The sequence below is a fragment of the Paenibacillus sp. FSL F4-0097 genome, assembly GCF_038593125.1.
GTDB lineage: Bacteria > Bacillota > Bacilli > Paenibacillales > Paenibacillaceae > Paenibacillus_AQ > Paenibacillus_AQ odorifer.
Genome location: NZ_CP151965.1, coordinates 2,503,497 through 2,516,736 on the forward strand (window position 1 = coordinate 2,503,497; position 13,240 = coordinate 2,516,736).

Annotated in this window: 11 protein-coding genes; 7 read left to right on the plus strand and 4 right to left on the minus strand. The window is 38.1% G+C overall.

Features of this window, described 5'->3' with window-relative positions; all coding sequences use genetic code 11:
• Window positions 1-264: 264 nt before the first annotated feature.
• Together MHH86_RS11140 and MHH86_RS11145 are read left to right on the plus strand one after the other, a co-directional pair.
• Window positions 265-552, plus strand: a complete 288-nt coding sequence (locus MHH86_RS11140; RefSeq protein ID WP_036689581.1) for a hypothetical protein — start codon at window positions 265-267, stop codon at window positions 550-552.
• A 155-nt stretch (window positions 553-707) separates the two neighbouring features.
• On the plus strand, window positions 708-1,394 hold the full coding sequence (locus MHH86_RS11145) for a hypothetical protein (RefSeq protein ID WP_327196855.1): 687 nt from the start codon (window positions 708-710) through the stop codon (window positions 1,392-1,394).
• Window positions 1,395-1,434: 40 nt separating this feature from the next.
• Here MHH86_RS11145 and MHH86_RS11150 read toward each other — a convergent pair whose 3' ends face one another.
• Window positions 1,435-1,725: a YheC/YheD family protein gene (locus tag MHH86_RS11150; protein ID WP_076178984.1), complete on the minus strand. Its 291-nt coding sequence runs from the start codon at window positions 1,723-1,725 to the stop codon at window positions 1,435-1,437.
• A 68-nt stretch (window positions 1,726-1,793) separates the two neighbouring features.
• A complete protein-coding gene (locus MHH86_RS11155; RefSeq protein ID WP_143766126.1) occupies window positions 1,794-1,988 on the minus strand; it encodes a hypothetical protein in 195 nt (64 codons plus the stop codon).
• Window positions 1,989-2,456: 468 nt separating this feature from the next.
• Between MHH86_RS11155 and MHH86_RS11160 the strand changes: the two genes are divergently transcribed.
• The 4 genes from MHH86_RS11160 to MHH86_RS11175 all read left to right on the plus strand — a co-directional run bounded on the left by MHH86_RS11160 (window position 2,457) and on the right by MHH86_RS11175 (window position 9,505).
• A complete protein-coding gene (locus MHH86_RS11160) occupies window positions 2,457-2,912 on the plus strand; it encodes a hypothetical protein (RefSeq protein WP_036689583.1) in 456 nt (151 codons plus the stop codon).
• 1 nt (window position 2,913) lies between these two features.
• Complete coding sequence (locus MHH86_RS11165; protein ID WP_342479725.1) at window positions 2,914-7,650, plus strand: hypothetical protein; 4,737 nt, start codon at window positions 2,914-2,916, stop codon at window positions 7,648-7,650.
• A 279-nt stretch (window positions 7,651-7,929) separates the two neighbouring features.
• Complete coding sequence (locus MHH86_RS11170; protein ID WP_076316563.1) at window positions 7,930-8,199, plus strand: alpha/beta hydrolase fold domain-containing protein; 270 nt, start codon at window positions 7,930-7,932, stop codon at window positions 8,197-8,199.
• 931 nt (window positions 8,200-9,130) lie between these two features.
• Window positions 9,131-9,505, plus strand: coding sequence for a hypothetical protein (locus MHH86_RS11175; protein ID WP_076316565.1), 375 nt, complete (start codon window positions 9,131-9,133; stop codon window positions 9,503-9,505).
• Window positions 9,506-9,639: 134 nt separating this feature from the next.
• Here MHH86_RS11175 and MHH86_RS11180 read toward each other — a convergent pair whose 3' ends face one another.
• Window positions 9,640-10,038 (minus strand): cytidine deaminase, encoded by a 399-nt coding sequence (locus tag MHH86_RS11180; RefSeq protein WP_076186474.1) that lies wholly within the window; start codon window positions 10,036-10,038, stop codon window positions 9,640-9,642.
• Between the two features lie 237 nt (window positions 10,039-10,275).
• On the opposite strand from MHH86_RS11180, the gene MHH86_RS11185 reads away from it, so the two are divergent.
• Entirely contained in the window at window positions 10,276-11,226 is a 951-nt protein-coding gene (locus tag MHH86_RS11185) for a methylenetetrahydrofolate reductase (protein ID WP_254924596.1), read from the plus strand.
• An 87-nt stretch (window positions 11,227-11,313) separates the two neighbouring features.
• Here MHH86_RS11185 and MHH86_RS11190 read toward each other — a convergent pair whose 3' ends face one another.
• Window positions 11,314-13,056 carry an SGNH/GDSL hydrolase family protein gene (locus MHH86_RS11190; protein ID WP_342479726.1) on the minus strand — a complete coding sequence of 581 codons (1,743 nt, stop codon included), beginning with the start codon at window positions 13,054-13,056 and terminating at the stop codon, window positions 11,314-11,316.
• Between the last annotated feature and the right edge of the window lie 184 nt (window positions 13,057-13,240).

A 13,240-nucleotide genomic window follows, 5' to 3' on the forward strand; every position in this document is an offset into this window, starting at 1 on the left:
GAAATCTGTTGGTACCACTTACTAAATTCTAAAAAATTGCTTCCGTCTCTCGGGGCAATCGGGAAATAGATTTGACCATATCAAACCCCATCCGTCTCAGTACATCCAGTGTTGGTTTCTTGAGTTGAAGGGGAGCATAGGTCAAGCTCTAAAGACTTGGGAGTTGTTCAGCTGCGATATCCCAATGTGTGATGAAAAAACATTAATGTTTAACTAATATCCAACTCGTTGAGCGGTACTTATAGTTTTATTGGGGGAATGTTAATGGAAGTTAATTTTACAGCAACGGGATACTGGACAATTGAGGACGCTATGACTCAGTACCATGGAGATCTATATTTAAATAGAGATGCGGGTGGAATTGTTGTTTATATTCGAATTCCTAATCAGGGTGCCCCTAAAAGTTACTTTGAATTACCGCTTGAAATATCTTTAATTAAGGGAACTACAATAAATGGAGCGAAAATTACTCTTATTGATTGTTCAAGAATATCAACGCAGAGTAAGATTGGCACTGAAAATATACGGATACCAAGCAAAGTATATGATTGAAGGTGTCTCATTTGATCATAAGGAAAATGTAGTGTTTTCAAAAAAAAACTCAGTATTCCTAAAATAATTGAATGGGGTAATGTATCAAATTATATTATGCCTGATGCTAGCAAGGATAATGTGCTCATTGAATTGAAAAATGTAAACCAATAGAAATCTATACATGTGAAGAATATACCCTGTCATATTATTTAACTTACAACTATCCACTTTTTAATCTGATGAAAGAAAAAATCCTATTGGAGCAAACTCCATACCTTACAGTCGAATCTGAATCACTTCATTCATTGGATTGGTTTATAGATATAGTTATGAAAATGAAAAGAATTATTGAAATTGCAATAGGCCTACCACTCGAATTTGATAAAATGATTGCAGAATCACCAGCCATCACATGGGAGTTTGATGATGAGAGGACCCGAGTAAGGCCTTTAGAGGTAGTTCATGCATTAACACGAAACTTTAATAAAACTAAAATAAATAGTGATGAAAGTAATACAAAATTTCTCTTCAATTTAAATGAATTATCTGAAAAAGCTGACTTTTCACATTGGCAGAAGGCATCAACAATCATAGAGCCTGTAATCGAGTTGTATATTGATGATTTGTATAATCAGGAAGTATCGGCTAGCCGCCATTTTCTTAATATGATTCAGGCACTACACCAGATGCTCCTGAGTGAACTCCAACATACGCCAATAATTGTAAAAAATACGGATACCGCAAAACTGATAATCACCCACCGTTGCGCCAACTCATTATTTGCAAGTAAACAATGCTCGCAAAGCATCAACGAAAATCGATCCGCGCATTCGGTGCATAGTCCTTTGCCGCAACTTTGACATTGCGCGATCGCGCTGATTTCCCCATGTTTGTAACACTTCATCCGTTTATCCCCCTTGTTTCGCCCCTGCTGAATGAGGAACTTCCTCCGATACACCATTGACGAACAATCGATTCCAGTCGTGAGGCCGAGACCTTCCGAGGGGCTATGATACGGCGATCCTGCCGACGGCTTTGGATATCAAAGACGCCTTGTTTATCCTTCATTTTCACGATTCTAAGAATACCACGTCCACCCGTACCGTTAGCCGGTTTGATATAGACTACTGGTGTCTGTTTTAACATCCGGCGTAGCTCGATCGATGAGTGATACAGTATAGTTTCCGGCATATGCTGCTTGAAGCGAGCCCTTTATGAAAAGGTTTGATGTATCGTCCATTTGTTACGAAGCGGACGATTTAAAATAACAGATGCATATAACGTTCACGGAAGCGAAGCAGCTGCTGGAATCTTGCACTGCGTTGAATACGGCAACGGTCATAAATCATATTCAGGAAGGTACGCCATTTGCGTGACCAATTTCCGCTTTTAGGATCAAAGACAAGGGCGTGTATCAGCTCTTTACTGGCATGGACATTCATGGGTGTGAACACATTGACACGTGCATCATAGACGTGGTTGCAGTAGTTATATAAAGCGGTACTATATAGATTGTGGAATAATATTCAAAAGATTCTCACCGTAGCAATAACCAAACTATCGTGTTGTTTATTACATGTGTTTGTAACCAGCTTTACGATCTATACAGCTTTTCTAAGTAATTTGAACTCAACAGGTCTAATGAAAAGGGTTGTACTTAACTTCTACTTTGTTCTTTGTTCATAAACTTTAAATCAGTTCAAATAAATTATCTAATCTTGACTCGGAAGAGGGGGTTACTATTAATTTTCGCCTTAAAATTCCCGATGATTACATTATAAGGATATTTAGTGTTTTAGTTAAAATTAATCCATATAATTTCAGGGGTAGTATATAGGTGCTTGAAGTAAGAAGAAAATCTCGATGAAGGGTGATGATATCATTAGAGCATTAAGTGAACGAATGGAAAAGGGGGACGAAAGATGAAGTCATTCAAGACAGGACTACAAGCCATTCTTTATGTAATACTTGTGGTTGGACTGCATCTGATCTTAATCTATTTTTTAAAGATAAGAATAGAGGGATGGGGAACGGAGTTATTAAATACCTCATTTAAGGTGTACTTTATACCACTTTTATTATGTTTTATTAATTCTTTTTTGTTTATAAGGACTCAGAGGATAAAGTACAATGCCATTTGGTTTTTGGTAACTATGCTATCCAGCCTCTTACTTCTTTTATTTTTCAATGCAATACAAGATGACAGTGATAGTGAGTATGGAGTTGTCGTTTCTATTGAATTTTTTCCAAAATATCAAGTGGAAATGCTCTTTCTGCTTCCTTGGAGTATTTCTATTATACAATTTATCTTAACTCTATATTATCTAATCAAAATAAGAAAAAATCTAATCGTTAGAAATAATAAAGGGGGAATGTAATATGAAAGGAATATTTTCATTAAGTATAATTATTACAGTTATTGTTTCTTTATTTAGTCCAACTGGAAAGCTCCAAAACTATACATATGCTAATTCAGTTCATAAATCTGTATACAGCAATAATCCAGTCGAACAATCTTCGATCGGAATATTGAGTACATCAGTATACCCAGATAATGCTGTCGTGAAATATGGAGAAAAGATATACATCAATTATAGTTTCAATGATAAGGCTCACCCAGTACTCATTAATATTTATAAAGATGGTGACTTACAATCGGATTATTATTATGAACAATCAAGTTGGGGAGACCATTTTTCTTATGAACCCAAAGATGAAGGAAGCTATAGATTTGTTGTACAGCCGACCGATCAACCTTACTATACTAATGAGTGTACAGTTACAGTTTATAAAGATAGAATAATATTTTTACCTGGAATAATGGGAAGTGAGTTGTTTCTGGGCGATGAGCAAGTATGGGAGCCTGAGAATAGCAAAAATCTTACTCGCATTCGTAGCCAAATTAATAGCCTTCAAATGACCACTTTAGGAGAAAGTAAAAATAACATTAGCGTTCACAACAGTATCAGTGATTATGATGACATTTTAGCCTTCTTTAAAAACGAAGGATTTCACGTCGTTGATTTTCCCTACGATTGGAGATTAGGCTCCAGTATAAATGCACAGAAGTTGAAAGAAAGAATAAATATTGAGCGGGCTGCGTCTCCATATAGTAATTATTACATTGTTGCTCATAGCATGGGAGGAATTGTCGCCACTGAATTTATAAGACAGGGAAATAGTAATTTAATAAAAAAAATGATTACAATAGGCACACCATTTCTAGGCGCTCCTCAAGCTATCAACATGCTTGAAACAGGGAATCTGACAGACAATTTATTAGCCGTTCTACTGGCAGGCGATGCAGTGAAAAATCTGGAGAAAAATGTTCCCTCTATATATGAATTACTTCCTACAAAGGACTATTTTTCTTACCAAACCAATGGATACATTGAGACCCAAACATATCAAGATCCGTACGGACCGAGAATGAAGGTTAGAAAGTATAATACTTTCAGTGATACAGAGAGCTATATAAAAAATAGTAGAGATTGGTCAAATAATGGTTTGTTTGACAAAGCAAAAGATTTCCACTCTGCTTTGGATGTGCTCAATACTCTTAAGAAAGTAGATTCTTACTTTATAGTAGGTGATCAGAAAACAACACCTGGTAAACTTGTATACCACTCTCTTTCAATAAACGATAAAGTTCTTGCTGATGTGAAAAGTATACAGGGAGATGGTGTTGTTCCGGTTTCCAGTGCGACAGTAGGTTTTAAGCTTGATAAGGCACGAACTTTTTATATTACCAGATCTCATTTAGGTCTAGTAAAAAGTACTGAAGTACAGCAAAAAATTCTAAAGATTTTAAAAGATAAACCTAATGAATTTGTCTCTGATAAAATTCGTAATGAGACAAAAGAAATAAAGACTATAAAATTCAAAGCAGAATGCCCGGTAGAGCTGCATATAAATGATTCATCTGGTAATCATACGGGACCAACAGGCGCCGAAACATTTGAGTCAAATATTCCAGATATCAATTATTTTACAGATGGAGAAACAAAGATTGCTCTAGTTAATGATGTTGAAAACTATAAAGTTCGTATCGTTGGTACAGGATATGGTGAATTAACCTTCTCAATTGTATGGTCAAACGAAAAAGATATTGAAGATAGAACAATGCGTTTTGACAATGTTGCTGTTACTCCTGGCTCAATATTTAAAGCTGATGTTAATCAGAATGGGCAAGTGGTGCTTCAGATAGATCAGAATGGCGATGGTAACTTCGAAGGTAGCGTTAGTCCTACTGTAGAACTAGATCTAGGAGGTACTCAAGACGAAACAATTCCAACAATAAGCTCACATGTGGATGGAGTAAAAGGCATAAATGAATGGTATGGGAAAAACGCTTTTTATAACTTAACCGGAGCTGATAATGCGTCTGGGGTTTATAAAACCTTTTATGATCTTAACGATTCAGAATTTAAGGAATACAATGAGCCAATAGCACTCCCTAATACTGGTATATATAATTTCAAGTCTTATGTTCGAGATAAAAATAGAAATGATTCTGAAGTATTAACTGAAATTGTGAAAGTTGACACTACCAGTCCGACAGTGCCAGTAATGACAGTTGATCCAACAACATGGACGAATAAGTTTGTCACTATTACATTAGATGGTGGAACCGATGCGGATAGTGGATTTCAAAAATATCAGTACAAGATAAATCAGGACGGAGAATGGAAAGATTATAAAGATCCTTTTGTGATTGATACAGAAGGACTATACAATGTTTACGCCAGATCAGTGGATAATGTATTTAACCTTAGTGGGGAAGTTACTGGGGTAACTAAAGTTGATAAAACGAATCCTCAAAAACCACTAATGAAAGTTGAACCATTAAAGTGGACCAATCAATCGGTTGAGATTACGCTGTCAGGTGGAAGCGATACGGACAAGGGTTTTCCAAACAGTGGGTTCCAAAAATATCAATATAAAATAGGATTAGACGGAGAATGGAAGGACTACACCGTACCTTTTATCATTGATAATGAAGGGTTAAATAATGTATATGCCAGAGCAGTAGATATAGCTGCTAATCTCAGCGATGAAGTTTTCGGCGACGCAAAAGTTGATAAGACGAGACCGTCTAAACCAACTGGATTTGATATTGATTTATTTAATTATGATAACGTGAGGATATCTTGGTCTCCTTCCTCTGATAATGTGGGCGTTACAGGTTATGATATTTATCAAGATTCTATACTTTTAGATAATATTACTGATACTGCGTATACATTTAATAATCTGGAATCTAATAAATCATACACCTTCAAAGTAATTGCATGGGACGAAGCAGGGAACTCTTCACTTGAAGGAGTATATGTAGTTCGGACTCCATTGAGTCTTGTTGGTACAGGAAGAGACCACAGCCTTCACGTAAAAGAAGATGGAAGTGTATGGGCATGGGGAAGTAATGATTTTGGTCAATTAGGGGATGGAACGACTACCTCAAAAACAACAGCGGTGCAAGTTCCTGGATTAAATCACGTCATAGCAGTTACTGCCGGAACATATCATAGCATGGCATTAAAGAGTGACGGTACAGTATGGGCATGGGGTCGTAACACTTTTGGTCAATTGGGAACTGGAAACAGCAATGGTCCTATCTCCGTTCCAACACAAGTGAACTCCTTAACAGGAGTTGTTGCAATTGCGGCTAACGAATTTAGTAGCTACGCATTGAAGAGTGATGGAACGGTATGGGCATGGGGAATGAATAATGTCGGACAGCTAGGAGTCAACTCAACCATAGATCGATATTATCCTGCTCAAGTTGTAGGTGTTAGTGGAGTGAGTGCATTAGCTACATGGAAGCAAACAGCTTATGCCATAACGAGTGCCGGAACGGTATGGGGATGGGGAAGTAATAGCCAATACGAGATTCTGGGAACTTCAGCGCAGACCGTATTAAAGCCTTTTGAAATTAAGGCCGTCACAAATGTTGCGAGTATAGAAGTGACAGAATCAAATTATCAGTATGCATTGAAGAAAGATGGTAGCGTCGGAATGTGGGGCGGAAATTATGGTTATTATACGGAACTCAGCAGCCCAAGTGGAATTAAGAGTATTTCTGCAAAAAGCGGATTAGACTTGCTTGCAGTTTTAGGAGATGGAAGTGTATGGAGTGTAGGTGGAAACTCTGCTTCTAAAATAGAAGGAATAAGCGATGTAAATGCTGTGGCATCCGGAAAAGGTTATTGGTTAGCTTCCAAGGTGGATGGAAGTGTGTGGGCAATGGGAGGCGACAACAGCAAAGGACAACTAGGGGATGGAACGATAGTCGCACGAAGCACATTAGCGTTAGTGAAAGAGAATGTGGCCCCGCGAGCAACCGTAACCTATCCACTGGGTAGTAAAGATGCACCAGAGAGTAGTAATGTAAGCCAGCCAGCGATTCAATGGACCCAAGGGGATGCAGCATTAACGAATTTTTCGGCGTACCAAGTACAGATCTTGGATGAAAGTGGAACGACAGTAGTAGATTCAGGTGAGGTCAAGCAAGCGGTAACAACAAATAATAACATATGGACAGTAAGTAAACCTTTGCCAGCCGGTCAAGCATTCCAAGTCCGGGTCAAGGTATACGATGAACAGTTGTGGTCAGATTGGTCATCTCCGGGTTGGATGGAAATCACTAATATGTTTCCGCTTAAGCTTAAAAACTCACTGACTAGTTCCATTGAAATAAGCCAAACAACTATTAAAGCTGGGGAACCAACTAATGTTAGATTAAGCATCTATAATAATGTCTATGGCGAGGATGGTATTGAAACTGATTTATTTAATGAAATTGTTAAATTAAGAGTTTCCGGCTATATGCTATCAAGCACTGAATCCTCCGGAAAATTCGGTGATGTAGAGCTCTCAGCTACTGATACCACGTTAATCGATGTTCAATTTCATGATGGTATCGCAGAAATTCCATTAATTTTAACAATGCCTGGAAAACAGATCTTATATATCGAAATTGTCGATCATAAGAACAGTTTAAGCTTAATTGAAATTGAAGTACTTCCTATTGAGTTAAACAATGTCTTATTATTTCCAACGCCGATTTTCAAAGAAGCGAGAATAAAAATGTTTGCGTATTCTTATAAAAGTTTATAAAATCAGTTAATCTGAATTTCAGTACTCTGATGATCATTCTGAAACGCACTAAAATCCTCGACTTACAACAACCGCACTTTCTGCATCATGCGGAGAGGCGGTTGTTTGTCAGAGGTATATCGTTAATCAAACGTCTCTAAATAAGTTGATTGAAGAGCGGGGCAGTAATAAAAATAATTGTTTGCTGGTTGATAAATGTTCGAGTTGCAACCAATTCTTAAGGATGTATGGAGATAAAGTAACTATATATAATAGTGGTTTTGATTTGCTTAACGTAACATGAACCTGGTGTGGAGGAACTACGCTTCACCAGCCCGTAAAGAAGATTTTTCGGGATTACCAGCCGCTTATATCAGCGTTGGGTCGATAGATCTCTTTGCAGAAGAGGCCATTGAATATGCAGGACGGTTGCTACGCGCGGGCGTAGCTACAGAGTTACACATGTATCCACGTGGCCACTATTTTTTTTCCTCTATCCAGGAGGCAAGGATCTTGAAGGCTGAAACGCGTGATTCACTTGAAGGATTGCGGTGTGCCTTTTTCGGTTAAGAGTACTTATATCTTATATCTGATTTAAAATAGAGGACGAAACCCAAGCGTAGCAGTGGGAAGCGTCCTTTTATGCAGTTAAACGACAAGGCTATAGAGCCTAATCAAGTAGTTACGAATTAATAATTTAGCAACAATTCTGAAATTAAACTTAAATATTTTATTGATAGAATGGGTTAAAAGTTGATAACGCAATTGGGGGGTAGAATTGATACAACAAGATTTTATCCAAATGAATACCATTAAGTTGAATCGAATTATTACGTCAATACTGGGTATTATTTGGATTATATCGGGATATTTCTTCCTTCAACATCAACTAAACGGGGCTGTGTTCATCTCACTTCTTATTGAGTTAATCCTTGCATCAATTCTGCAGCTGAAGGCAAACCATCCAACTAGCACTGTTATTCATGAAGGATGTAGCCCATGGTATAATCGAGGGCGCATCCCTTTTATCTTCAAAATAATTATTCCAAGGAGGTGAAACTATGGAACACCTTCATAGTCATAGCCTCTCTCATTTATTTGAGCTGTTCATCCTTGCTGAATAATAGGGAGAAAGTGGGAAGAGTCTTAGACCCATAGACGGATTATTGATTAGATAGAGATCGTTGAAGAGAATTGTATATTATGCAAGAATCATGAATACTACTAAAATGCCCTTTTTCTCAAGTTAAGTGAAAAATATGATGGTTTAAATTAATCTTCTGAAATTTTTCTCACATTAAATGAAAAATCTTTGTTGATTATACAGGACTTTTTGATGTTTTTTTCTCATCCTAAATGAAAAATCACAGGGAAAACTTGAAATGTGACTATGCATAGCTACTAAAAGCAAGCGATCATCGAGAGGAAGTGTTAACCTTTTATCTCAATGGATCGCTTGTTTTTTTATTATTGATGATGTTCATTGAGAGGTTTTAACTATATGAGTTTGATAATTAGTGTAATTCAAAAGGGAAGAATAATTGTAGATACTAATTTTTTGGAGGAGCAGGTGCCTGCACCACACAATAATTTATTTGGTTTCGAATCATGCAGAAAAACTCTCTGGGGAAATGATTTAATTAGTGAACTCGGATGTGAGTTAATATATTCTTTAAAGAATACGAATATTTTTGCATTTGATGAAGGAATAGAAAAACTGGAAAGTGAATTCCTTATTTTGCTTGATAATTTAGATACTATAGCACTACATACAGACTATGATAAAGAATTTATTGAATTTAGGGTAAGAAATGCTTTGGAAATGATAAAGGTAGTATTTAAAGAAAAAGATAAGGTTGGAATTGCGATTTGGTAAGTAACAACGTATTTACGCGGTGTGTCTGGTCTGTGAACTCTGTGTTCTGACTAAGCTTTTTAACACAAAAACACGCGTACTTGTCTAACACAGGTACGCGTGTTTTTGTTATTCCACTACGAGAGGAATTATTTTTACATATCTAAATTTTTGAATGCATAAGGCAATAAATCCTTTAAACTCAGCTCTAAGATCTCTTTTTTCTCATTGGTTAAATAGACAGGCATGTCAGGCAAACAGAATTCCGATAATACTTGTCTGCAGATACTGCATGGCGGCAGAAAATCCATTGTGTCACCTGCTACAGCTATAGCCTGAAAATCACCTTTAGTATAGCCCTTTGTAATAGCTGTGAAGATTGCTGTTCTCTCTGCACAATTAGTAGCGCCAAAAGATACATTTTCTACGTTTACTCCATTAATAACATTTCCATCTTTAAGCAATAAGGCTGCTCCAACTGGAAATTTAGAATAAGGGGCATAAGCAGCTTTCTTTGTGTTACGTGCGCTTTCCATTAATTCTTCTTTATTCATAATACTCACCCTTTTTAAATAAGAATGAACCTTTTGGTCCCCTTATCGCCAACTAAGGTTGGCAGGACTTCTAATATTATAGTCACACCAAATGGTTGTCAACATGTACTACTCGAAAAGTATCATTAGGGAATCATAGCTTTAAAATATAACTAGATATAGTAAATAGAAGTTACACATATTAAGCCTGCCATGGTAACCTTATCTTAAAAGCGACGAGTAGAGGGGTTTTATAATTTGGGAGCGGCAGAGAATACATTTAAACAAAAAATATTGAGCAAAAACCCGGGTATTATAACATATGGGATGACACCACCGAAGGCAAGCCACGCACCAGAAAAGGTCTCGGAAATCGCCCAGAAACAGGTTGAAAGACTTAAAAACCTTGATTTAGATGCGTTAATTCTGTACGACGTTCAAGAAGAAGTAGATAGAGTGGATCATGAAAGACCTTATCCCTATTTACCAACGATTGATCCGGCTGTCTATGGTGATAAATATCTAAGACAGGTGGAGGTCCCAAAGATAATTTACCGGTGCGTCGGTAATGATACAAGAGCCCAGTTCGAGGATTGGGTTAAAACTGACGAAAATGAAGATAGATTTTCAGTGTATGTGGGCGCTTCGTCAAGTAAACAAGAGGTGAAATTGAATTTACCAGATGCTTATGAGCTAAGCAAACAGTTAAATAGTAATTTAACTTTTGGTGGAGTTGTCATTCCGGAAAGACATATAAAAAAGAATGATGAGCATATACGGGTTGTCGAAAAGACCAACAATGGGTGCAACTTTTTTATCACTCAGGCAACTTATAATGTAGAGGCATCTAAGAATTTATTGTCTGATTTATATTATTACTATACAAATAACGGTTTTGAGATGGTTCCTATTTTATTTAATCTTGCACCATGCGGCACAGCGAAAACATTACAATTTATGAAGTGGTTAGGGATCAGTATCCCGGGATGGTTAGAAAACGAGTTAAAATACTCGAATGATATTTTGGATAAATCAATCCAGCTATCACAAAAAATCTTTGAAGAATTGCTAGATTTCGGGCTGGAGAAGGGAATTCCTATTGGTTGCAGTATTGAAAGTGTTTCAACAAGTAAGTTGGAGATTGAAGCATCCGTACAGCTTGTTAAAGATGTGAAGGCCATTCTAGATAAAAAGCTGCCTACTAAATAGAAAAAGATTCCTCAAATTATTGAGAAACCCAGGTCATTTAAAGACCATGGGTTTCTTTTTAGGTTATATGCCACTAGGGTCAACTAATTAAGCATTATAGCCGAAGCCAAGTATAGTAAAAGACTTGTACTGATCTTCCGGCACCATTCTGATTTCTACCTGATGCTCCCCGCTAACCTCATTTTGATAAAGAATTACCGGATTGCAATGTGTCCAGTTATTCTCATGTGGATCAGCGGTGACTACAAGACAACCATCGACGTAAATGTTCGCCTTGCCGAATTCGCTGCTGCCAGAATCCTTGTATACGAGGATGAGATTTTTGCTTGTTATCGTCAGCTTGAAGCTGTGTTCCCCAGACGACGCTGAATGCATCCAATTTTGAGGGAATTCCGGAGTTCCGAAAGAATTGGCATCCATTTCTACCCGCTGCAAATCGGTATCGATCCCCGAAAATCCGCCTACCTCAATCCTGCCTGCGTCAATATGGCTTTTGCGGTCCAGCAGGAGGGTTCCCGCAAAATCATTCCCGATGACCGGATGCTGATCCAATAGGAGATCATCTTCGTCCATTAGCGTTTTGTGGGTTTCGGAGAATAAATAAGCCAGACAATCTGCCATCACCCGGTGACCCTCATTAGTAGGATGATAGATATCATAGAAAAATTGCCGTTTCGAGAGGATGTTCCCCTCATTTTTGCTTAGGCGGAACTGCCCGGATACCGCATCCTTTACACTAACCATAGGAAGATTATAAGCTCGGCCAATGGGGGAGAGCCGTTCCTGCAGGTTCCAGTCATTCATAAACACGCTGAACAGGAGAACTACTGCCGGTCTATTATCGGCGGAAAGTATTTTTAGGCATAAGCTTTCAAAACAGTTGCCTTTCGTTTCATCCCCTTCGTCGTTTACCGCAAATTCCACCACCACGATATCCGGTGTTACAGAACCTTCCCGGAGAATATCCCTTTCATAACGGATGACCCCAAGCTCGGATGGTGTTCCACCTACCCCAGCCTTCACAAAATGGATGTTCCCGCCACCATTCGTACCGAATAATTCCTTAAATCTCAGATACGATTGGTAGGCATAACATTCTGTATGGATCGGTTTAGCGCCTGCTCCCTGAGTAATGGAACCCCCAATATAAGCAATCGTGACATCCTCACCTTTTATAGCCTTATGGATGGCAGTTTTTAATCTTTTATTATTGCCCGGATGAAGCAAGGATTGGGTAATGATCTCCCGGTATTCGTTAGAATCAAACGCTACAGGCGGTTCAATGACTAGCTCTGGTACAGAATAACCGTCATGCAAATAAAAAATTATACTCGCAATGGCCAGTTCGCCTTCATGTTTAAATTCAAAGGCGAATTTGCCGAGCACTGCATCCTCTTCAGACCATTCCAAATCCTCCAACTTCAAGAGAATCTCAGAACCGTCGGAGGGACAGGGCACACGTATGCTGCTGCCTGTTTCGTATTTGCTGGTTTTGCCCCAGTTCTGCAATAGAAAAGAGATGGGCTCGTTCTGCTCAGGATCCCTTCTCACAGACACTCCAATACTATGAACCAATTTGCGAAATCCAACGCAGTTTCCTAGCAGCTCCAGTATTGTCTCATCAGTGACGCCGCCAATATATCTGGCCTTGTCGATTAGATAGTTACCTTCCAGATAAACTTCCTGTGAAGGTGGACCTTCGGCCCAGGCTGTCGCCTCAATCGCGGTTTCGTAGAGCACAAAAAAACCGTTCCTGCGTTCAGCCGGATCCTTGGGTGCCTTTGGACCTTCAATCTTGCCTCCTGTAATGATCCCATTATTGTTTTTCATATTGATCATCCTCGCTTTTTGTATAAGCTTTTCTTGTTATGGATGCGCTTGCAAAAAACATATTTTTATTAGAAGGAATACCTGTTAACAGTAACACCAAATATCCAGATTGTTCAACCGATAAACAAAGTTTCATTTAATAATTACAAAAAGTTGCTAGTTTACACATGGATGTTGAAATCGC

Coding starts and splice junctions, on each gene's coding strand:
- MHH86_RS11190 (WP_342479726.1), bottom strand. CDS start 13,056: ATGAAAAACAATAATGGGATCATTACAGGAGGCAAGATTGAAGGTCCA.
- MHH86_RS11170 (WP_076316563.1), top strand. CDS start 7,930: ATGAACCTGGTGTGGAGGAACTACGCTTCACCAGCCCGTAAAGAAGAT.
- MHH86_RS11160 (WP_036689583.1), top strand. CDS start 2,457: ATGAAGTCATTCAAGACAGGACTACAAGCCATTCTTTATGTAATACTT.
- MHH86_RS11175 (WP_076316565.1), top strand. CDS start 9,131: ATGAGTTTGATAATTAGTGTAATTCAAAAGGGAAGAATAATTGTAGAT.
- MHH86_RS11150 (WP_076178984.1), bottom strand. CDS start 1,725: ATGCCGGAAACTATACTGTATCACTCATCGATCGAGCTACGCCGGATG.
- MHH86_RS11180 (WP_076186474.1), bottom strand. CDS start 10,038: ATGAATAAAGAAGAATTAATGGAAAGCGCACGTAACACAAAGAAAGCT.
- MHH86_RS11140 (WP_036689581.1), top strand. CDS start 265: ATGGAAGTTAATTTTACAGCAACGGGATACTGGACAATTGAGGACGCT.
- MHH86_RS11165 (WP_342479725.1), top strand. CDS start 2,914: ATGAAAGGAATATTTTCATTAAGTATAATTATTACAGTTATTGTTTCT.